This is a genomic window from Heyndrickxia acidiproducens DSM 23148, assembly GCF_000374345.1.
Taxonomy (GTDB): domain Bacteria; phylum Bacillota; class Bacilli; order Bacillales; family Bacillaceae_C; genus Weizmannia; species Weizmannia acidiproducens.
On sequence record NZ_KB893992.1, the window covers coordinates 35,885 to 57,300 of the forward strand.

At 43.7% G+C, this 21,416-nt stretch carries 22 protein-coding genes, 1 pseudogene and 1 riboswitch; of the genes and pseudogenes, 6 read left to right on the top strand and 17 right to left on the bottom strand.

Features of this window, described 5'->3' with window-relative positions; translation table 11 throughout:
* Nucleotides 1-14: 14 nt before the first annotated feature.
* The 3 genes from C232_RS0108240 to C232_RS0108250 form a co-directional block, all read right to left on the bottom strand.
* Nucleotides 15-1,172: a glucose-1-phosphate adenylyltransferase gene (locus C232_RS0108240; protein ID WP_018663215.1), complete on the bottom strand. Its 1,158-nt coding sequence runs from the start codon at nucleotides 1,170-1,172 to the stop codon at nucleotides 15-17.
* Nucleotides 1,172-3,112 carry a 1,4-alpha-glucan branching protein GlgB gene (glgB, locus tag C232_RS0108245; protein WP_026314532.1) on the bottom strand — a complete coding sequence of 647 codons (1,941 nt, stop codon included), beginning with the start codon at nucleotides 3,110-3,112 and terminating at the stop codon, nucleotides 1,172-1,174. Before glgB ends, C232_RS0108240 begins: the two co-directional genes overlap by 1 nt.
* A 340-nt stretch (nucleotides 3,113-3,452) precedes the next feature.
* Nucleotides 3,453-4,448 carry a glycoside hydrolase family 15 protein gene (locus C232_RS0108250; protein WP_018663219.1) on the bottom strand — a complete coding sequence of 332 codons (996 nt, stop codon included), beginning with the start codon at nucleotides 4,446-4,448 and terminating at the stop codon, nucleotides 3,453-3,455.
* Between the two features lie 667 nt (nucleotides 4,449-5,115).
* Here C232_RS0108250 and C232_RS19360 point away from each other — a divergent pair.
* On the top strand, nucleotides 5,116-5,268 hold the full coding sequence (locus C232_RS19360) for a YpzG family protein (protein ID WP_081622742.1): 153 nt from the start codon (nucleotides 5,116-5,118) through the stop codon (nucleotides 5,266-5,268).
* A gap of 260 nt (nucleotides 5,269-5,528) precedes the next feature.
* Here C232_RS19360 and C232_RS0108260 read toward each other — a convergent pair whose 3' ends face one another.
* The 3 genes from C232_RS0108260 to C232_RS0108270 all read right to left on the bottom strand — a co-directional run bounded on the left by C232_RS0108260 (nucleotide 5,529) and on the right by C232_RS0108270 (nucleotide 7,619).
* On the bottom strand, nucleotides 5,529-6,194 hold the full coding sequence (locus tag C232_RS0108260) for a DsbA family oxidoreductase (protein WP_018663222.1): 666 nt from the start codon (nucleotides 6,192-6,194) through the stop codon (nucleotides 5,529-5,531).
* A gap of 48 nt (nucleotides 6,195-6,242) precedes the next feature.
* On the bottom strand, nucleotides 6,243-6,749 hold the full coding sequence (locus C232_RS0108265; protein WP_018663224.1) for a GNAT family N-acetyltransferase: 507 nt from the start codon (nucleotides 6,747-6,749) through the stop codon (nucleotides 6,243-6,245).
* A gap of 246 nt (nucleotides 6,750-6,995) precedes the next feature.
* On the bottom strand, nucleotides 6,996-7,619 hold the full coding sequence (locus C232_RS0108270) for an NUDIX hydrolase (RefSeq protein ID WP_018663226.1): 624 nt from the start codon (nucleotides 7,617-7,619) through the stop codon (nucleotides 6,996-6,998).
* Between the two features lie 377 nt (nucleotides 7,620-7,996).
* Here C232_RS0108270 and C232_RS0108275 point away from each other — a divergent pair, with 377 nt between their 5' ends.
* The gene (locus C232_RS0108275) at nucleotides 7,997-9,289 is read left to right on the top strand and encodes an Nramp family divalent metal transporter (protein WP_018663229.1); all 1,293 of its coding nucleotides are present in this window, start codon (nucleotides 7,997-7,999) and stop codon (nucleotides 9,287-9,289) included.
* A gap of 168 nt (nucleotides 9,290-9,457) precedes the next feature.
* Here the strand turns inward: C232_RS0108275 and C232_RS19365 are convergent, their stop codons facing one another.
* Nucleotides 9,458-9,556, bottom strand: a complete 99-nt coding sequence (locus C232_RS19365) for a YjcZ family sporulation protein (protein ID WP_018663231.1) — start codon at nucleotides 9,554-9,556, stop codon at nucleotides 9,458-9,460.
* A gap of 295 nt (nucleotides 9,557-9,851) precedes the next feature.
* Nucleotides 9,852-9,953: riboswitch (purine riboswitch) on the top strand.
* 237 nt (nucleotides 9,954-10,190) lie between these two features.
* On the opposite strand from C232_RS19365, the gene C232_RS0108285 reads away from it, so the two are divergent.
* Nucleotides 10,191-11,486 carry an NCS2 family permease gene (locus tag C232_RS0108285; RefSeq protein WP_018663233.1) on the top strand — a complete coding sequence of 432 codons (1,296 nt, stop codon included), beginning with the start codon at nucleotides 10,191-10,193 and terminating at the stop codon, nucleotides 11,484-11,486.
* A gap of 58 nt (nucleotides 11,487-11,544) precedes the next feature.
* Here the strand turns inward: C232_RS0108285 and C232_RS0108290 are convergent, their stop codons facing one another.
* The 5 genes from C232_RS0108290 to C232_RS0108310 form a co-directional block, all read right to left on the bottom strand.
* Nucleotides 11,545-12,027: an NUDIX hydrolase gene (locus C232_RS0108290; protein ID WP_018663235.1), complete on the bottom strand. Its 483-nt coding sequence runs from the start codon at nucleotides 12,025-12,027 to the stop codon at nucleotides 11,545-11,547.
* Between the two features lie 120 nt (nucleotides 12,028-12,147).
* The gene (locus C232_RS0108295; protein ID WP_018663237.1) at nucleotides 12,148-12,597 is read right to left on the bottom strand and encodes a Dps family protein; all 450 of its coding nucleotides are present in this window, start codon (nucleotides 12,595-12,597) and stop codon (nucleotides 12,148-12,150) included.
* A 105-nt stretch (nucleotides 12,598-12,702) separates the two neighbouring features.
* Nucleotides 12,703-13,173 (bottom strand): VanZ family protein, encoded by a 471-nt coding sequence (locus C232_RS0108300; protein ID WP_018663240.1) that lies wholly within the window; start codon nucleotides 13,171-13,173, stop codon nucleotides 12,703-12,705.
* Nucleotides 13,174-13,386: 213 nt separating this feature from the next.
* Nucleotides 13,387-14,334, bottom strand: coding sequence for an ABC transporter permease (locus C232_RS0108305; RefSeq protein ID WP_018663242.1), 948 nt, complete (start codon nucleotides 14,332-14,334; stop codon nucleotides 13,387-13,389).
* Nucleotides 14,331-15,269, bottom strand: coding sequence for an ABC transporter ATP-binding protein (locus C232_RS0108310; RefSeq protein WP_018663244.1), 939 nt, complete (start codon nucleotides 15,267-15,269; stop codon nucleotides 14,331-14,333). The genes C232_RS0108305 and C232_RS0108310 overlap by 4 nt, the downstream gene beginning before the upstream one ends.
* 204 nt (nucleotides 15,270-15,473) lie before the next feature.
* Here C232_RS0108310 and C232_RS0108315 point away from each other — a divergent pair, with 204 nt between their 5' ends.
* Nucleotides 15,474-15,812 carry a hypothetical protein gene (locus C232_RS0108315; protein WP_018663246.1) on the top strand — a complete coding sequence of 113 codons (339 nt, stop codon included), beginning with the start codon at nucleotides 15,474-15,476 and terminating at the stop codon, nucleotides 15,810-15,812.
* Between the two features lie 164 nt (nucleotides 15,813-15,976).
* On the opposite strand, the gene murB is transcribed toward C232_RS0108315, so the two are convergent.
* The 3 genes from murB to C232_RS0108330 all read right to left on the bottom strand — a co-directional run bounded on the left by murB (nucleotide 15,977) and on the right by C232_RS0108330 (nucleotide 17,763).
* A complete protein-coding gene (gene murB, locus C232_RS0108320) occupies nucleotides 15,977-16,906 on the bottom strand; it encodes a UDP-N-acetylmuramate dehydrogenase (RefSeq protein ID WP_018663248.1) in 930 nt (309 codons plus the stop codon).
* Nucleotides 16,899-17,438: a DUF1189 family protein gene (locus C232_RS0108325; protein WP_018663249.1), complete on the bottom strand. Its 540-nt coding sequence runs from the start codon at nucleotides 17,436-17,438 to the stop codon at nucleotides 16,899-16,901. Before C232_RS0108325 ends, murB begins: the two co-directional genes overlap by 8 nt.
* Before the next feature lie 76 nt (nucleotides 17,439-17,514).
* Nucleotides 17,515-17,763, bottom strand: a complete 249-nt coding sequence (locus C232_RS0108330) for a YuzB family protein (protein WP_018663251.1) — start codon at nucleotides 17,761-17,763, stop codon at nucleotides 17,515-17,517.
* 262 nt (nucleotides 17,764-18,025) lie between these two features.
* Here C232_RS0108330 and gndA point away from each other — a divergent pair, with 262 nt between their 5' ends.
* Nucleotides 18,026-19,435, top strand: coding sequence for an NADP-dependent phosphogluconate dehydrogenase (gene gndA, locus C232_RS0108340; protein WP_018663255.1), 1,410 nt, complete (start codon nucleotides 18,026-18,028; stop codon nucleotides 19,433-19,435).
* Nucleotides 19,436-19,534: 99 nt separating this feature from the next.
* Here gndA and C232_RS0108345 read toward each other — a convergent pair whose 3' ends face one another.
* Nucleotides 19,535-20,254 (bottom strand): metallophosphoesterase family protein, encoded by a 720-nt coding sequence (locus C232_RS0108345; RefSeq protein WP_018663257.1) that lies wholly within the window; start codon nucleotides 20,252-20,254, stop codon nucleotides 19,535-19,537.
* A 307-nt stretch (nucleotides 20,255-20,561) separates the two neighbouring features.
* On the opposite strand from C232_RS0108345, the gene C232_RS0108350 reads away from it, so the two are divergent.
* Entirely contained in the window at nucleotides 20,562-21,104 is a 543-nt protein-coding gene (locus tag C232_RS0108350; protein ID WP_018663259.1) for a hypothetical protein, read from the top strand.
* 122 nt (nucleotides 21,105-21,226) lie between these two features.
* On the opposite strand, the pseudogene C232_RS19370 reads toward C232_RS0108350, so the two are convergent.
* Nucleotides 21,227-21,416: pseudogene (locus C232_RS19370) on the bottom strand (group II intron reverse transcriptase/maturase); the annotation flags it as partial.

Consider the following 21,416-nt stretch of genomic DNA (forward strand, 5'->3'; position numbering starts at 1 on the left):
CAACGCCCCCTCCTTTATAAGACTTCTTTGATATCGGTTAAAATTGGCTGGTGGCAGCTGTATAGCTGGATGTCGTTTGATTTAACCGCAGGGCCGATTTTCTCGCCGTTTTCAATCACCGTATTGCTGGCAATAATGGCCCGCTCTATTGTGACATTATTGCCAATGGTCACGTTTGGCATAATCACCGAATCCTTTATATAGCTGTTCTTGCCGACATAGACGTTATAAGATATGACAGATTGGCTAACATTTCCGTAGATCCAGCTGCCTTCATTGACCAGTGAATTTTTTACATTTGCTTCCGGTGCAATATATTGGGGCGGATGGTTCGCATTTCCAGTAAAAATCTTCCAATTGGGATCATCCAATTCAAAGGCCGGTTCGTCTTTTAACAGGTCCATATGGGCTTCCCAAAAACTTTGAACTGTCCCGACATCTTTCCAATACCCCTGAAATTCGTAAGCGTACATTTTATTTTTATCTTTCAGCATTTTCGGAATAATATCCTTGCCGAAATCATTGGAAGAAGAAGCGTTTTTCTCATCCTGGATTAAATACTGCCTCAACAGCTTCCAATTAAATAGATAGACACCCATGGAAGCCAGATTGCTCTTTGGAAACTGCGGTTTTTCTTCAAACTCGACGATTTTCCCTTCTGAGTTGGTCACCATGATGCCGAAGCGGCTTGCTTCCTGCCATGGCACTTCAATGACAGCGATACTCGCCTGTGCCCCTTTTTCAATATGGTATTTTAATAATTTTTTATAATCCATTTTATAAATATGGTCTCCCGAAAGGATCACAACATATTCCGGATTATAATAATCTATATAATTGATATTCTGATAGACTGCGTTTGCCGTCCCTTTATACCATTTGCCGCCGTCCTTTCCTACATAAGGGGGAAGAACGGTTGTGCCGCCGAAATTCCTGTCCAAATCCCAGGCCCTGCCATTGCCGACATAAGAATTTAATACAAGCGGTTCATACTGCGTGAGCACGCCGACCGTATCTATGCCCGAATGCATGCAGTTGCTCAGTGAGAAATCTATTATTCTATACTTTCCTCCGAAAGGGACTGCAGGTTTTGCCAATTGCGTTGTTAAATCGCCCAGCCTCGTTCCCTGCCCTCCTGCCAGTAACATTGCCATCCATTTTTTTCCTTCCATTATTTTCTGCCACCCCTTCGCCGTTTTGTTGTTTGTTTTTCGAAAATCAGTGCACTTAATGGGGGAATGTTGATTGCCATACTGTATGGCTGGTTGTGAAAAGGTTCTTTGTCCACTTGGATTGCATTTTTATTTAATTGCCCGCTGCCGCCGAATTTTTCATCGTCACTGTTGAAAATTTCTATATATTTCCCGAAGGAAGGAACGCCAATTCTGAAATTTTCATACTTTTTCTTTGAAAAATTGCAAAGAACAATACAATAATCTCCCCGCCGTTTCCCTTTTCTAATAAAAATTATGATACTTTGCCGGCGATTATTCGCGTCAATCCATTCAAAGCCTTCCTGTTCGTGGTCAAGCCGCCACAAACTTCTCGTTTCATTGTAAAACGCATTCAAAGCTTTTGTGTATTGGAAAAATTTCCGGTGCGTGTCAAATTCGAAAAGGTTCCAATCCAGTTCCGTCAAATCTTTCCACTCATCAAATTGTCCAAATTCACTTCCCATGAATATTAGTTTTTTACCTGGATGTGTAATAAAGTAAGCGTATAGCAGCCTTAAATTTGCAAATTTTTGTGGAAAATCCCCCGGCATTTTATTCAACAACGACCTTTTGCCGTACACCACTTCATCATGTGAAAAAGGCAGCACGTAATTTTCAGAAAAAGCGTAATGGAAGGAAAATGTCAGCAAGTTATGCACTTCAGGCCTTTTGTCCTCATCCGTCTGCATATAACGGAGCACGTCATGTACCCAGCCCATATTCCATTTAAAATTAAATCCGAGTCCGCGGTCATAAGTTGGGGCTGTGACGAGCGGCCAGGCTGTTGCTTCTTCCGCAATCATGAGCGCGTTCGGAAATTTACGGAAGACGGCTTCGTTCAGTTTCTTAATAAAATCGACTGCTTCCGGATTTTCATCACCGCCATATTGATTGGTGATTTTTTTTCCATCACCGCGGTCATGATTCAAATAAATGAGTGATGACACCGCATCCACCCGAAAACCGTCGATATGGTAAACATCCATCCAAAAGATGGCATTTGAAATTAAGAAACTGAAAATCTCCGGCTTTTTAAAATCAAAATTATATGTACCCCAAATCGGCCTTTCCGCCTGATCCGGATCAACCGGTTCATACAGTGGCGTGCCGTCAAACCTGCCTAAACCATGTGCATCCTTGCAAAAATGGACCGGTACCCAATCCAATATAATGCCGATCCCGTTTTGATGGCATTGATCGACAAAATACATGAAGTCTTCAGGTTTTCCGTAGCGGCTTGTAATGGAATAGAAACCTGTGATCTGATAGCCCCATGAGCGGTCAAAAGGATGTTCCATCATCGGCATCAGTTCAATATGTGTATAGCCGTGTTCTGTGAGATAGCTGATACATTCATCAGCCATTTCCCGGTAAGTGAAAAAATCACCGTTTGGTTTCTTTTTCCATGAGCCAAAATGCATTTCGTAAATCAACATTGGTTTATGGTACGGATCATACTTGGGTTTATGCTTCATCCATCTGTGGTCATGCCAGGTGTAATTGTCAAGTTCGTAAACAATGGACGCTGTTTTCGGGCGAAGTTCAGAATAAAAAGCGTAAGGGTCGGCTTTTAAAACTTTTTGGCCATCTGGTGTTTCGATCTCATACTTGTAAAGTTCTCCTGATTTGAGCCCGGGCACAAACAGTACCCAAATGCCTGAATCTGCCGTTTGCAGCATCGGGTGGCTGCTCCCTTCCCAATCATTAAAGCTTCCAACAACAGAAACACTTTTTGCATGTGGAGCCCATACCGCAAATTTAACGCCCTTTTGCCCATCTATTTCAACAGCATGTGCACCCAGTGTTTTATAGCTTTCATAGAGCGTCCCTTCATGAAACAGATAAGTATCGAATTCTGTAGGAGAAATTTGTTGATGATTTTGTACCGTTTTTTCCAATTTTTCCAATGTCACACCTCCATCACCTGAATCTTAATTTACATATTCGTTAATATATTTGTGAATCCTGCAAAAAATCCGGTCTAGTTTTGTCGAATCCTTGTTTTCACAAAAACTTCTCATTGTATCCGTTCCCATATCAAACAGTTAGCAAACATCTATAAATAATAGCAACCGTTTTCAATCAAAAAAATAAGCTGTTTTAATAAATGCCGTCCGACATATTCCTGATAAGGATGGCTTATCCTTTGCAATGAATATGCAGCGGTATTTATCAAACAGCCTTTGTACGGTTTTTGGGCAATTCATATTCCCTAACCCTGAAGCTTATTTATCTGTTTTACTGGACATTCATTGTTTTTAAAAACTGATAAGCCAAAGAAACCGACCAGGCAAGCGGATTGTTGGCATTCGGTTCATACCTTCCGCCAATATACAGCTCAGGCACTTCCCAGTTTTCCGAAATCACGCTTTTCGTTTTGCCGACATATTCATTTGCCTTATCATACATACCCAGTTCGTAATAGCATAAACCTAACCATGGAAAACCGAAACACCATTCGGCTTCGCTGCCTTCGTTGTAATACAGGTCGTTAACATAGCGAATACAGCCGTATTTTCTTTCAAGCGTGGAAGTAATATCATGGATAATCCGAAGGGCCATCTCGCGGTCTACCAGCCTGTAAGGGTAGATTAATGACAAGAGGGCAAGATCAGTCGGTTTGCTGACACTTTCTCTTGGTAAAAGGTTTTCGAGCGTTTCTTCCCCTTTTTCAATTAGTTCATCTTTGACATGGACAAGCATTTTGACAGCTTTTAAACCAGCAACACAAGCGCCAACACTGGAGGCATGGATTTCCATATTCTCTTCCCACATGCCATTGTCTTCAGCCTGCCAGTACTGCAGGCATTCTAAATAGTCAACAAGTTTCTGGATGAGATCCAGGTCTTTTTCGTTGCGGATAATTTTTTGTCCATGGTGGATGCCTTCACCAACCCCCCATAAAAAGGCGCCAATCGCATCATTTTGGGCATGGCCCCACTCCTGGGGGATTTCTTCCAGGTCAGTTGAATACCTGGCGTGAATATATTCGTACAAATATTTCGGCCTTTTTTTCGTATGGATATTGATTTTCCATTCGTAACGTAAGAATAAGTCGAGCAAAGCATGATAAGCCTTTTCATAATAGGGCGAAGGTGTTGATAAAAACGGCAGAACGGTATAAACGACATCTCTAATCCAAACATAATGGTAATCCTGGGAGAGGCTGGCTGTATAAGCACCATTCGGCAAACGCATACGTTCAATGACTTCAACGGCTTTCTCAATATTCAAAGTTTGTCACCTCCATGTTTTGATCCATACCATTAGTGTCAACAAAAAGGTTACCATTTAAAACCATCTAATGATTTATTCAAACATTGCCTTGGCTTTAAAGCGCTTTCAAAATAGTGGAGTAAGAAACACAGGGGACCACCTGCGGCAACGAAAAAAGTTTTTCTGTTTGCTGGAGAATTTGTTTAGGCCCGATTTCGTATGAAGGAAAACACTGTCATGGAAACACTGTAGAATAGGCAGAAGAACTGAATTGAAGCAAACGCGGCACCACCCCTTTTTTCACAAGCTATTTTTCTTATATATTATGTTCGATACCTGGATATGATTATTTGAATGCCCATTTTTGCGATTAAAAAAATTGTATTTTTGTATTTTTTGGAGGGTTTGCCGTAATTTTTGTCTTAACTATTTTTTTATGTGTTTTTAGCACAATGTGTATCATGATAATTTATGAGCTGATCCCTTGCTATTGGAAAAATCAGTCTATTGTTGGGCCCGCATATTGTTGCTGCTTGATAATTTCCGCGTTTTTATGCTGGTCGAGCTGATATATAATTGGTTGTTAGCACAATGTGTAATGATTTTTTTCTTTTTGGGCATTCTATAAAAGATATTCGCAGCTGAATATCGAAAAAGTATCCATATCCTTCCATGAGGTGATTGAATGAGTTACAAGGAACAGCTTGATCCGCACTCAGAACTGTTTCACCATAATTGGACACGGCGTAAACATTCGAAGTCGCAGGTGAATGGCCAGACGGAAGTCACACAAAATACAATCATTCTCAGGAGCAATGCAAAGGCACATCGCTGGTAGGATACAAAATAGAAGCCGGGCACATAAAATGCTCCGGCTTCTGTTTTTGGCAAATATCTGTTTGCCTTTCTGGTTCATTTGTGTTATATTTAAACAGCGATGAGCTGAATTGCGTAAGCCGGCAGACACGCGTTATGCATGCACAATGTGGAGTGCAGTCTTTAGCCGCCGCAATTAATAAAAAACCCGAAAAAAGCGCCACGGATTTGGCGCTTTTTTCATTTTTTACGCAGGATGGCACAACGCCATCCTGCGTATATTTATGCCTGTTTTTCCATCGCCGGCCGGAAATTTTCTTCACGCCATGCCTGATGCAAGGACTGGAGAAATATTTCAACAGGGCGGGCGCCTGAAACAGCATATTTGCGGTTGATGACAACAAGCGGCATACCGGCTGCCCCCAGTTTCTCTGCTTCCGCTTCATCCTTTTTCACGTCTGCTTCGTGTGTCTTGCTTTTAAGCATCTGTTTAACCCTTTCCCTGTCCAGGCCTGCCCCGGTTGCAATATCCAAAAGCACTTCTTCGTTTGCGAGGTGCTTCCCTCCGATCAAGTAAGCATGAAACAAGCCATGTACAATTTCCTTTTGTTTCCCGAACTGCTTGGAAAAATGCATTAACCGGTGGGCGTCAAATGTATTTGCCGGGACTGTTTTATCCGGAAGGTAACCCTTGCCTGCGGATATCACTTGTTTCGCCGCGCTTTTATTTAACATTTCCGCTTCCTTCCCTGCAAGGCCGGGCCGCTTTGCCTGTACTGCGCCGGCATCACTTCCGGTTTTCACCGCTGTATCCGGTTCTATTTCATAACTCCGGTACTCAATTTGAATATTATCATCATGACCAAATTGTTTAATTGCCTGTCTGAGCCGGCGTTCACCGAGATAGCAATCAGAGCAGGAAAAATCTGACCATATTTCAATTTTCATCACATACTAACTCCCTTGAATTTTCTTCTGTTTTCCACGCTTAAAGTTTTATTGTGACAGCTTCTTTCCGAGAATGACCAAATCATGTTTCGAACCGGCCAATTCGGCTACTTGCGGCAGAAGTCCCCACTGGTCAAAGCCAAAATGGGAAAACAGCCTGATACTTGCCAGGTTTTCGCTAAAAATAAATCCCAAAAGCGTTTCAACATGCAGAGACGGGCAGGCATCAATCATTTTCTGCAGCAGATATTTGCCGAGTCCTTTTCCTGTGTGTTTCTCATGAATATATATGCTCACTTCCGCTGTTGATTGGTAAGCAGGCCGGCCGTAAAAATTACTCAGGCTGATCCAGGCTGCAATCTCCCCCCCGGATTCGAGCACCCATAACGGGCGCGATTCCGGGCGGTGCTGCTTAAACCAAGGTATCCTTTCTGCTGTTGTCACCAGGTCTGTATCAGCTGTAATTATCCCGTTTCCTATATAAGCATTATAAATGTTCAGGATCGCGTCCAAATCTTGAATCGTTGCATCCCTTACCAAACTGTTCTGCACCATTTGCCCCTCAATTCCTCTCATTATCTCCCGATGAAAATTCACCTTAAAGCTTAAGATGGAAACTTACTTTAAGGCCAACTATAAAATTCATTCTATAATAAAAAGAAGAAATTGAACAGGCATATTTGATTGTAACAACGGTTATTTTATTTATTTTATGTGTTGTTAGCACAATGTGCAATATTAATAATGTTTTTCAATTTTTTACATTTAAAAATCCACTTGAGCGTAACGGGAAACCGGCCACTACAGACCGGTTTTCAAAATGTCGATAAAGTTCTTTAAAATCCCTGCAGTTAGACCCCATATCACGTAATCCCCATAATAGTAAAAGTACTCGGTCATTTGCTGCGTATTCCACTTATATGCCTTTCCGCCCCTGATTAAATGGAATGGAAAAGCCTGCTCCGGTTCGACGTGAAATTGCAACCGGTAGCACTCCGGCTCTATTTTCATCAGATAAGCTAGCGGAATTGTAAAAATTTCCTCCACTTCATCCGGATTAGGATGGAATTCACTATGTTCCAAAAAACCGAAATAGGGATAAACGACACGGTTGCCGAAAGAAGATACAACATAGTCAAGCGGCAGCAGCCGGGTGACAGCTTTCTGATCAATTTGCAGTTCTTCTGCCGTTTCGCGGATGGCAGCCGCACCCGGTGTTTCATCTGTTCGTTCAATTTTCCCGCCCGGAAAACAAATCTCCCCCGGCTGCTTCCGCAAATGCTCGGACCTTACTTCAAATAATACCTCAAGTTCCCCATTTACACGGACAAGCGGCAACAGCACCGCAAACTTTTGTAATCCTTCCAGCCCCTGAATCGAAGGCTGCCTGGATTGAAATAAATTCACGATCTCTTCCTGATTCAATATTTCTGTCTCCCTTCTTATCCGCGGCCGGCAAAATCGCCGCCAAACAAAATCCTCCCGCTTACACCCGGATTTGTTTTGCTTAATTTATATATACCACAAACCCCGCAAGAATAAAGAGAAGCATTCACGCAATTTTATTGATTTGTAATCATGATAGCGGATTGCTTCTTTCTAAACCTGTTTTCCATTTGCAGCGGGGCGAAAAAAATGATTTGTATAATAAACCATACGTTTTCCACAAAATACATAGGGAAAAATGCAGGTAAATGGGTTTACATTTTTATGGTTATTGAATACAATAGTATCGGATAGAATTTTCCCTCGGGAAACTTTTTTGAACGAGGTTTAAATTTCGAGTAGGGGGAAACAAATAAATGAGTGACAAAACCATCAACCAAAAAGTGTTGACGCGTGTTGACCACAACAGCTTAAGTGCACAAGCCGTATTAAGAGGCGATGTCAAAGGGTTCAAACGAATCCTGCCATTTCTGGGTCCTGCTTTTATTGCCGGTGTTGCTTATATTGATCCCGGCAACTTCGCGACGAATATTACAGCGGGTTCAAAATACGGTTATACCTTGCTATGGGTCATTTTGTTCTCAAATCTAATGGCCGTGCTGATCCAGTCTTTATCCGCAAAATTGGGGATTGCAACGGGCAGAAACCTGCCGGAAGTGGCCCATGACCGCTTCCCTAAAGGCGTTTCGTATTTCCTGTGGATCCAAAGCGAGCTGGTGATCATTGCAACGGATTTAGCTGAATTTATCGGAGCGGCTTTAGGGCTTTATCTGATCTTTGGGATTCCGATGCTGCCGGCAGCCCTTATCACGGCAGCCGGGTCATTTGCGATATTAGAGCTTCAGCGCCGCGGCTACCGTTCGCTTGAAGCTGCGATTGCGGCAATGGTCATGATTGTGGTTTTGGCTTTTGCCTTCCAAACCTTTCTTGCAAAACCTGAATTGAGCGCGGTATTTGGCGGACTGGTCACGCCTAAATTCGAAGGTACCGGCAGTATCCTACTGGCAGCCGGTATTCTCGGCGCCACAGTGATGCCTCATGCCATTTACTTGCACTCATCCTTAACGCAGAGCCGGATCGTCGGCCGCAATGAGCGTGAAAAAAGAAAGATCTTTCAATTTGAGTTTGTTGATATTTGTATTGCGATGCTGATTGCAGGGGCCATTAATATTTCCATGCTGGTGATTGCGTCCGCGGTATTTTTTAAACATCATATTGTCGTGGATGATTTAAGTGTGGCCTTCAGCCAATTCGAGACATACATCGGTCCGGCCGCGGCAATCTCCTTTGGCCTTGGCCTTTTAATCGCGGGATTATCGAGTTCTTCTGTCGGAACTTTATCAGGCGATGTCGTGATGCAGGGCTTTATCAACAAGCGGATCAACCTTTATTTGCGCAGAGCGATTACCACGGTCCCGCCGCTATTGATTATTATGTCCGGCATTAATCCGACCAGCGCGCTTGTAATCAGCCAGGTCATCCTGTCTTTTGGCATTATTTTCGCATTGGTCCCGCTAATCATGTTTACAAGCAATAAAAAAATAATGGGCAGTTTGGTCAACCATAAAGTGACCAGCTTCATTGCCTGGATTGTAGCCGGCCTGGTCATTTGTTTGAACGTGTTTTTGCTTTTCCAAACCCTCATGTAAAAATACAGCAATCCCGGCTGCTGCAAGAATAGACCTGCCCGGCCTGCCGTGCTTTTTATATCGTAAGCCTGTAAAAGCAATAACGGCCGCCATGTCTTCTTGCTTGCCCGAAAAACACTAACAAAAAAGAAGCGCCTGTTTCAGCGCTTCTTTTTTGCGGTTTACGGATTAATATCCGCCTCCGTAACCATAGGAAGTACCCACGATAATCAATAAAATAAACAGAACAACGATCAGTGGGAACCAGTTATATCCTTGTTCAGACATGTCTTCACCTCCCCGCTAACTGGTACTTTAAAATATGAAAAAACAGAAATAATGGAAAGGGACAAATCCCCGCTCATGAAAAAATAATAGATTTGACTATATTACCGGTTCAATTGCCATTTATGGTTAGCGCATTTACCAGGCTAATCATGGAATGGCCGTGCTTCGTTCGTATTGTATAGTTGCAGCGTGATTTACCGTACGGCCCGTTTTTTATTTTGACCCCATCGTTTCTGATTTTTTGGTGTTATCGTGTTCCTTGCTATTTTTATATGAATCTTGTATAATTTTAACCATTCGTTTTAATTGTGTACCTTGTATAAGTTTAGAAAAAAGGCCTAAACGTCTCTACCAAGCTGCCGTAAAAAGCTTGACTACAATGGTGAAAACATGTTTAGCAAACCGTCATCTTTGTTAGTACCTAAAGCCGGAAGATTGCTGCAGCACGTATATTCCCGACCTTTTTCGTTCATTCGGGCATCTATACATCCATGCGGCATGTCCGGCTTTTTATGTGTAACAAGGCGTGTTTAGGAAAAACTTATAGAAGCTGTCTTTTATCACGATTTTGGAAACAGAGCGGTGCTTAATTGGGCATGCTTTATTTATCAACAGAATAGTGAGGGAAAATCTCATGCAGCATTTTTTTCAATTTCAAACGCGCGGGACATCCTATCGGCAGGAGTCGATTGCTGGCGTTACCACTTTTTTATCAATGGCCTATATTTTAATCGTTAACCCGGTTGTGTTAAGCCAATCGGGTATGGATAAAGGCGCCGTCTTTACGGCGACAGCCCTGGCATCCATGATCGGGACATTGCTGATCGGCTTACTGGCCAATTATCCGATTGGTATCGCTCCCAGCATGGGGCTGAACGCTTTTTTTACCTTTTCCGTCTGCCTCGGGATGCATGTGCCCTGGCCGACAGCTTTAGCGGGCGTATTTGTTTCGGGGATTTTATTCGTCATCCTGAGCCTGCTTAAGATCCGTGAAAAAATCATCAATATGATACCGGAAGATTTAAAGCACGCGATCGTGGCCGGGATCGGGTTTTTTATCGCTTTTATCGGGTTAAAAAATACGGGTATCGTTGTTGCAAACCCGGATACTATCGTTTCGCTCGGCGATATGACATCGCCCGGTGTAATGCTTGCGATTTTTAGTTTTATTGTCATGCTGTTACTGCTCGTACGCGGCGTACAGGCAGGCATTTTTTTCGGCATTGTCATCGCCACAATTGCCGGGATGCTGACCGGGCTCGTTCCTGTGCCGCACACGATTGTCGGTTCGATTCCAAGTTTGACGCCTACTTTCGGAAAAGTCTTTTTCCACCTGGATGATTTATGGAACCCCGATATGATTGCCGTTATTTTTACGTTTCTATTCGTGGCTTTCTTTGACACAGCCGGCACACTAATTGCTGTAGCGGGGCAGGCAGGCTTAATGAAACATAACGAAATCCCGAATGCCGGGCGCGCACTTCTGGCCGATTCGCTCGCCGGGGTATTTGGCAGCATTTTAGGTACCTCGACGCCGGCGACAATGGTTGAATCAAGTTCCGGAATTGCTGCCGGGGGGCGCACCGGTTTTACTTCAATTGTTATTTCCGGCGGTTTTGCCATTGCCTTGTTCTTCTCGCCGTTATTGTCCGTGATTTCCACCGAAGTTACATCCCCTGCACTGATCATCGTTGGGGCTTTAATGGCCATGCAGATAAGGGTAATTAACTGGAGCCGGCTGGAGATCGCCATTCCCGCCTTCATAACGATCATTATGATGCCGCTGACTTACAGCGTGGCAACCGGGATAGCACTTGGATTTATTTTATATCCGATTGCTATGCTTGTACTCGGAAAAGCGAAACAGGTTCATCCTTTGATGTACGTATTATTTGTTGCTTTTGTCGCCTATTTCGTATATTTGGCATAGAAAAGTTTATTTGAAACCCCCTAAGTTGGGCTCCATCACCAGCTTAGGGGGTTTCATTTCAGCGCTGGACATTTTCGTTTTGCGTACGCTGCTCCCTGATGCGGTATTCTTCTATCATTCTCCGGTGGCTGCCGACAAGCTGTTCAGGCAATTTATCCAAAGGAAAGAAAGCGATATTCAACCCTTCATCTAAGTTCACACGTGCTTCCCCAAAAAAAGAACGGCACACATAAGCAGCAGTCACCGAATAAAATTCGTCGCCGTTTTGCAGACGGACAAAATAATTTTTTCCGGAATATAAATTTAAAAGCTCCAAGTCTTTTAGCTGCAAACCTGTTTCTTCATACACCTCACGCCTCGCCGTTTCTTCAGCAGATTCACCCAGTTCCATTAATCCTCCGGGAAGCCCCCAGACACCGCGTGGTTCGATTCTTTGCTGCAGAAGCAACTTTTCTTCTTTATTCAGTACGAGTACGACACTGCCAGGCAATATCAGCGGGCGCTTACCTGTTAATTTCCTGATTTCTTCAATATAGCCCATGATTATTACACCCTCATCCAAAAAGATTCTACTGTAAGCTTAACATGAGCGCTCGCCAAAAAACATCAGTCAAGCACCTTTTCATATTAAAACAGCGCCGAAAAGTGCAAAATCCCCTTTTCAGCGCTGATCGAGCAATGCTTCAAGCATCCATTTATGTTTATCAAACCGCTTCAAACAGCCCGTCAAATAGTCGGCAGTGGCTGCATCCTGCCCCTCTTCTGCAAGCGGAATTCCGATTTTGCGGATTTCCTCTGACATTTGCGTGAAGTCGGCAACCAAAGTTTTGAGGATCTCCCGCTCTTCATTGTCAGCAGTGGCTTCTGCCAATGTTTGAACATCAAGAAATTTTGACATCGTTGCAAGCGGCCTGCCCCCGATTGCCAAAATTCTTTCCGCAATCACATCGATATGCGCCGAAAATTCAGCATAGAGATCTTCAAAAAATTGATGCAGTGTAAAAAAACGCTGCCCCTGAATGTACCAGTGGAACCGGTGAAGTTTGATATACATAACCGTAAAATTTGACAGTTCCCGGTTTAAAAACGCAACCAGTCTTTCATCTGACAATGTTCAACATCCTTCCGCCATCTTTTTGATTACTTATCCTGAGGAATTAAAGGACTTCCTGCAGCTGTCCCTTAGGATTTGTGCCCCATCCATTTTCTATTCATATTACCGCCAGATTTCAATTTTAATTTTTGACCAGGTTTTCCGTACCCGGGCAAACAGCCAATAGCCGCATATTCCCCCGAGCGTATTAAGCAATATATCGTCGACATCAAAACCGCCGACCTGGAAATTCCATTGCAATATTTCTGCTCCTCCTGATGCACATAAAGAAATCAGGATAACGAGCCATCCCCTTCTAAGTTTCGCAAAAAGGCAGGGCAAAAAGAAGCCAAGCGGCATGAAGAATAAAACATTCCCAAAAAGATTTGAAAACCATATATCGAATTGAAAATAACGGTAATACACAATATACATGCGGATTGTTCTGAACGGGATAAAATTATGGTCCGCCATCCTGGCGGCGTGGCGGAAGGAAACAAAAAACAACAGCTCGGCCATATAAAGAAGATAGACAATAAAAAGCAGCCATGCAGCCGCTTTTATGATTATACGAAAAGATGCGGATTTTTTCATGGAGCCCTCCAAAACGTTTTGCAGGCAATATTTTTCATTAATATTTATTCGGCTTTTTCTGGAATTATACGTCCCAAAATGGCGGCTTTTTCTGCTTATACCTGAAAATCATCTCCGGCTTGTATACCGAATAAGGAGCCTGCATGAACAGGCTCCTTCATAAAACTTGCGGCTTTTTAGTTAAATGACAGGCTGCCTGATGTTTCCCAGCCGTTAATAAGAGATGTCCCGCTTTTGGAAATACCAGAACGACAGTACCATAAAGACAAGATAGTAAACAGCCAATATGCTTAACGAAAATCCAAGGGTTACCCCATCAGTAAGTTCATGCTGGTAGGCATAAATGGATAAATCCATATGCGGAAAGATTAAGTATTTCATCCAATCGTATTTCTCGATCAGAAACAGCAGTATACCACCCAAGGTATTGGTGATAAACAGCATAAAAATTCCGATCCCGACCGCCAGTGCCTGATTTTTAAATAAAGTGGACAGCATAAACGCAATCGCAGTCACCATCACAAGGCTTGGCAGAAACAGTGCAGCTTTCTTGAGAAACTGTGGCCCGATTTCTTTTATTGAATAGCTGCCGCCGGTTAAATTCTGCTCTATGAATTTCGTATTGAAGCCGCTGCTGCCCTGAAATATCATGCCAATCAGATAGCCGGCAATAAATAACACGATTAACAGCAAAATGGAATAAAGCGTAACCGCAATATATTTGGACAAAAGGATTTTCCATCTTTGATGCGGCCGGATCATTAATTGTTTAATCGTACCCGTCGCAAACTCCGCTGATACATTTGCGCTGCAGATAATGATACTGAACAAAGTAACAAATGAGCCGAGCGAAATGATGACGCTGTTCATAAAATGCCAATTGGAATGCGCTTTTGGATTAATGTTGTATTTCAGGTAGTCCTGATTCATGCGGATATTTTGCGCAAGTCCTGCATTCTTTTCCGGATCTTTTTTCAAAAGCTGCTGGTTCTGTGCCAATTCTTTTTGCACCGATGACCGCCAATTTGGATCGTCCTTGCCGTACATTTTATTGTAAAAAATCGCCGCAATCAGTACAAAGGCAACAATCAGAATCATATAAATCCATGAACTTTTCCGTGCGAAAATTTTCATCCATTCATTCTGTATAAGCCCCATCATGATTCTTCCACCCCCGCTTCGTGGTTCGTCAATTCAAGAAAACGATCCTCCAGCGTTTTCTTCTCAAAGGTAATTTCATATACTTTGCAGCCTGCCTTTACGAGCGCTTCATTGAACCCGGCAACAGACTCATAGGCAGTGGTGACTGATATATGGGCCGCATCAATGATTGAAACTGGCTGCCCTGAAAATTCTTCAATTACCTCTTTTGCTTTTTGACTGTCATTTGTTGTGAAGTAGACAACCCGCTGCAGATCTTTTTGAATTGCGGTTGTTTCTTCCATTGTTTCAATATGGATCAACTTTCCTTTTTCAATAATGGCATAGCGGTCGCACATCAACTCCATTTCGGAGAGAAGATGGGAAGATACCAATACGGAAACACCGCTTCTAGCGAGATCGTGCAAATAATCCCTGAATTCCCTGATTCCCTGCGGATCAAGGCCGTTCGTCGGTTCATCGAGGATCAGTAAAGACGGGCTGTGCAAAATGGCCTGCGCTACGCCAAGCCGCTGTCTCATGCCCAAAGAATAGGTTTTGACTTTTTGTTGTAATGCAGCTTCCAGCTTGACCAGCTTCGCGACTTCGGCAATCCTGCTTTCCGGGATTTCTTTTCTTGACATTCTTTTATAGTGCAGCAGATTTTTATAACCGGACATATATGTATAAAATTCCGGATTTTCCACAATCGCGCCGATTTCGTTCATGGCCCCGATGAAATCCTCATCAACGCTCTTGCCGCTGATATAAACTTCGCCTGACGTGCGTTTGATCAAAGAGACAATCATTCTGATGATTGTTGTTTTGCCGGCCCCGTTTGGCCCCAGCAGCCCGAATACCTCTCCCTTTCTGACATCAAAACTGACCCCGTCGACAATCTTTTTTGATTTGATTGTCTTTGTTAATCCTTTTACCGAGAGTGTGATTTCACTCATACAATCCCTTCTTTCCTGCTAAACTATTGTTATATACGGCCATACCGGGAAAAAGTTTCATAACTTGCAAAGAACTTGCTTTTCCATAATGCTGCGGTAAAGTTTAATTGTGGAATAAAAAAGGGTATAAACATATTTTAGTTAGCAGATTCATATCATAACAAAAAAGTCTTTCAATTGCCAGTCGGATTAGAGGGATATTCCGTGACAAAGATAACGTGGAAACTAGTTGCATTGGTATGTGTGATTTTGGTTTTAGCCGGCCTTATATTTTATCAACGCCCGGCCAGCTCCTTTAAAAGCGTAAGGATTGTTGAAAAGTATTATTCTCCGAACCGGAAATCTGTGCCGGTTGCCACCGGCGTGAAAACAAAGAAAAAAATCAAGCTGGCGCCGACGACAACCAAGCCGTATTGTGCAATCCGGTTCAATAACGGCAAAACATTGACAACAGATTGTGATACCTACTTGAATTATTCGATTGGAGATAAAGTGAAAATTAAATATAAAGGAAACCGTCTCATGGAAATCCAGCGGAAATAATCGGCTATTTTAAAGCAGCAGAGCCCGGCCCCGCGAGGCTGAATAACCCCGTCCCGCAAAACCAATTCCGAAGCCGGAGTTATTCGCTTGCCGGGGATAATCAGGACTCTTGTTTTTTTAAGTCGCAGAACACCGGAAGTCCGCCGGGCCAGAAATTAGGATAATCAGGACTCTTGTTTTTTTAAGTCCTCGCCAATAATTTTCACTTCCGTTTCAAGATCAACGCCGAATTTTTGTTTGACTGTTTTTTGGACATGTTTGATTAAGTTCATATAGTCGGTTGCAGTGCCGCCGCCGACATTGACCATGAAACCGGCGTGTTTGGTTGAGACCTGGACACCGCCGATCTGCGTCCCCTGGAGACCGCTGTCCTGGATCAGTTTGCCGGCAAAATAACCGGGCGGCCGTTTAAATACGCTGCCGCATGATGGATATTCAAGCGGCTGTTTCGATTCCCTCAGAAACGTCAGCTCATCCATTCTCGCTTTAATTTTTTGGACATCACCCGGTTCCAGGCTAAAAACCCCTTCCAATACAATCTCGCCATTTTCAGCAATCGAGCTTTTCCTGTAATGAAAATATAAATCCTCTTTTTCCAGATGTTTTAATTGCCCTGTTTTCGTCAGCACAACAGCGCGGGATAGCACATCCTTAATTTCACCGCCGTATGCGCCCGCATTCATGTAAAGCGCCCCGCCGACAGAACCCGGAATCCCGCAGGCAAATTCCAGACCCGTCAGTTTTGCTTTTAGAGCATAACGGGAAACGTCAATGATGGCCGCTCCGCTTTGGGCAGTAATCTCGCTTCCCTGAAGCGAAATTTTTGTGAGTTTTGTCAATATCAGAACAATACCGCGGATCCCGCCATCTTTAATAATCAGGTTTGAACCGTTTCCCAAAATCGTGTACGGAATATCATTAGCAACTGCATATTGAACCGTTTTTTGAACCTCTTCAAAACTTTCAGGGAAGACAAGGAAATCCGCTTTTCCTCCCGTTTTTGTGAACGTATATTTGCCAAGCGGCTCATCCTGGAATACATGGCCGGGATGAACCATTGAACATAATTCCTGCCATATTTTCTTATCAGCCATTGTTTTCTCCTTCTTTGTTGTCCATACATCCTAAATATGCCTGTTTCTGTTTGATTGTCGTTTTCGGGTACATCCGGATCATCCATATCATCTCTGCAAGCGGATATATTCCCAGCAGGAAGCCTGTTGCCAGCCCGTTTTTTGCTGCCCATCCATTTAAAATGGTATATAGCATAAGCGGTACAGTTAACATATAAGCCGACATCTTCCATAAATGCTGGTACGCAAGCTTTCTTTGCATGATTCTCCGCAGCACACAGCCGCAAGCGGAAAGCAGGGAAATTCCCGCTAACATTAGCAGTACAGCCAAAAGATAATACATCAGCAAAAAATAAAAAATGAACTGGATGATCGAAAGCGATTTGGAAAAGGAGCCGCCTGCTGCCATTTCAATACCACGGGGGACCGAAACCAAAAATACCAGAATAAATATGTAGAGAATCGTTACATCCATACGTACCCGGTTCAAACGGAAAGCAGCTTTCTTACCAGGCAGCAGGCAGCTGTTGATGAATACCCTCCACAAATTCATGCGACATCCCCCAATTCATCTCACACCCATTATAATATAGAATCAGGAATCAAACGAGAACCTTTTTTATATACGTTTATTCAGACAAATCAGCCAGTTCCGCGTCGATTCGTGCTTTTATTTTTTCCATGCAGGCTCCAGCCGTTTTGGCAAACACCCGTTTTCCGTTTACAATGGCAAACGGGCTGTATGCGCATAATCCGCAAGACATTAAGCACTCATTTGAAATAACCGCAACTTCGGGATATTGGGATTCCAATTCAGCCTCCATATCAATGGTATGAATCAGACTGCCTTCACAGATTTCCACCAGGACAATGCCCAATCGGGAATCCCTCCTTTCTATTGCAAAATCTATGTAAAGGATATCCTTCCCAGTCCATTATACTGTAAGAACCCGAAAAAAAGTAACCGTCTGTGTTACAGAAAAACCTGGCCGGCAACCGCCGCAGGATAAAATTTTTGCGAATGATACGTTTTTTGATTTATAATGATAAGCGTAATTTGGTACAATAATGTAAGACTTCCATTTGTATGTTACATACGATGAAAGACTCTACATAATAAGAAGCAATGAGGTGGCTATATTGAGCAAACAGCAAATCGGTGTTGTCGGTTTAGCAGTTATGGGCAAAAACCTTGCATGGAATATTGAAAGCAGAGGCTATACTGTTTCCGTCTTTAACCGTTCCCGATCAAAGACAGATCTTATGTTAAAAGAGTCGGAAGGGAAAAATATATTCGGCTATTACACGCTTGAAGAATTTGTTGACTCCCTTGAAAAGCCGCGCAAAATTCTGCTGATGGTCAAAGCCGGCCAGGCAACTGACGCGACAATCGAACAATTAAAACCGCTTTTGGATAAAGGCGATATTTTGATCGACGGCGGCAATACTTTCTTCAAAGATACACAGCGCCGCAACCGTGAACTAAGCGAACTGGGCATCCACTTTATCGGCACCGGCGTTTCCGGCGGTGAAGAAGGCGCATTGCACGGCCCATCGATTATGCCGGGCGGGCAAAAGGAAGCATTTGATTTGGTTGCGCCGATTTTAAAAGATATTGCGGCAAAAGTAAATGGGGAACCGTGCACCACATATATTGGACCGGACGGAGCCGGCCATTATGTGAAGATGGTTCATAACGGCATCGAGTACGGCGATATGCAGCTGATCTCGGAATCCTACAGCCTGCTGAAAAACATTTTGGGATTGAATACCGATGAGCTTCATGAAGTCTTCTCAGAATGGAATAAAGGCGAACTGGACAGCTATCTGATTGAAATCACCGCGGATATTTTTACGAAAAAAGATCCTGAAACAGGAAAACCGCTTGTAGACATGATTCTTGATACAGCCGGCCAAAAAGGCACCGGCAAATGGACAAGCCAAAGTGCACTCGATCTTGGTGTGCCGCTGCCATTAATTACAGAATCTGTTTTCGCACGATTTATTTCTGCCATGAAAGAAGAACGCGTGGCTGCCAGCAAGCTGTTAAGAGGCCCTGAAACTGCGTTTGATGGTGATAAACAAGCGTTCATCGAATCGGTCAGAAAAGCTTTATATATGAGCAAAATTTGTTCTTATGCCCAGGGCTTTGCGCAAATGCGCGTTGCATCCGAAGAATACAACTGGGATTTAAATTATGGCGAGATTGCGATGATTTTCCGCGGCGGCTGCATTATCCGCGCGCAATTCCTGCAAAAAATCAAAGATGCGTATGACCGCGATGCTAAAATTAAAAACTTATTGCTTGATCCGTATTTCAAGGAAATCGTGGAAAACTATCAGGGCGCACTGCGTGAAGTTGTGTCAACAGCTGTCCGCTGCGGCGTGCCGGTTCCTACTTTATCTGCCGCGCTTGCCTATTACGATTCCTACCGGTCTGAAGTGCTGCCGGCAAATCTTTTGCAGGCCCAGCGCGATTACTTTGGCGCCCATACTTACCAGCGCATTGATAAAGAAGGCATCTTCCATACGGAATGGCTGGAAATTTAATTTCAAAAGAATCCTGTCCAGATGGACGGGATTCTTTTGTGAATGATAAAAAAACACCTGGCATAAAATCCGATAGCCAGGTGTTTTTTACCGTTCTTTTTAATCGTTTTTGGCGCGCTTTAAAATATCAATCAGTTTATCACGGTTCGGATAATCCGATTTTTCAAACTGCCTGATGGTTTTTCCCACATCATATGCAACCCGGACAATTGCCGCTTGAAAGCCGTTCCCGCCTGTTTCAACAAGTGCATAAGACGCTTTTGCTATTCCGTCAAACGGCAGGCCGACACTCCCGAGATTGATGACGGTTTTGCCGTTTACCGTCCGGATATACGGCGTATGAATATGCCCGTATAAATAAATATCGGCTTCATCTTCCATTAATTTATTTTCCAGATCTCCATTCTTCACATCGGGCAGCACATTTTCAAACAGGCTCGTCGGTGTCGCATGAAAAGCGTGAAACTGCAGCCCTCCGGCGTTATATTTAATTTCCTGCGGCAAATCATGCAGCGCCTTAACCGTCTGCTGTTCCATATGGGAAACGATCCAGTCGCGTTCTTTGTTCATGATTTCATAAGCTGCATCAGGCACTTCTCCGCTGCCGACGCCCCTGTACACCCATTCATCCGCATTGCCTTTAATCACATCGGTACGTAATGACTGGACTAAATCATATGCGCGCTGCGGCTCCGGTCCACGAAAACAAATATCGCCAAGCACAAAAATTTTATCGGCTTTTTTGCTGGCAATATCCTCTAAAACGGCTTCAAGTGCGTTTGCATTGCCATGGATGTCTGAGATAAACGCTATTTTCAAATCAATCCCCCCCATTAAATATCACTTTGTTTTTTTATTATATCATAATCGCGGGGCCACATTCCTTCTTAGCCTCTCCTGCTGCTTCTATACTGCAGCAAGATGAAACGCTTGTTTGAAGATGTAACCGGGATGTTTATGAGCTGAAAACATCCCGGTTACGGGACTGAAACGAAATGAGGAAAGCTTCCAAATTTCTTGCGTACAGGCTTATACCTAATTTTTTTTACAAATGCAGGGCAAATGTCTATATCCCGGCGCCTGCATCCACATACGCTATGTTGAACATAAAAAAGGAGTGGGTTTGATGGAACACACATATGGAAATTACCCTTCAACTTCAGGATTAGGACATTATGGCAGTTATTCTGGCGGCGGCCAGCCTTATTATGATGATGACATGGATATGGCAGGGCAATACGGAACAATGGGAAAGGGTTCGATGGGCTCTATCGGGCAGATGGGATCAATGGATTCGGCAGGCCCAATGGGTTCAATGGGACAGATGGGTTCAATGGGACAGATGGGTTCGATGGGCCACATGGATTCGCCAGGCGCGAATCTGCCGTACGGCGGGTACACCATGCCGGGCCAGCATTTTGGGCATATGACACCGGGCCAGCCGATGGGTATGTGCCCTTCCATGCATCCAGGGACGCATGGAATGCCGGGTTACGGACCGCAAACAGGGATGCCGGGATATCCAATGCAGCCGGGCTATGGCCATGGCCAAATGGGTCAGATGGGTCAAATGGGCGGCGGCTACCCGGGACAGATGGGAACGGGCCAAGGCATGATGCAGCCAATGCCGGGGTACTATGGCATGCCGGGCAGGGATTGTTACTATTAACCCGGAATAGACCGCGTTTATTCTTTTTATGCCCTTTAATCGAGTAGGAGGCTAATCATTATTTGATTAGCCGACCTCTCACACCACCGTGCGTACGGTTCCGTACACGGCGGTTCTAAAGTTTACGACCTTACAGACAGATAATAATCCAGAAAACTTATATACCTTGCTCTTCGGAAGAGTTCGTTTGTTAAGGTTCTGGTTAAGATATGGCTGCCGGCAATTCTCCAGTAGCCTTTTCTTGTGTTTGCCCATTCCCAAGCTTTACTTTTATTGATCCCTAATTTCTTGAGCCAATAAAATCTTGTGCGT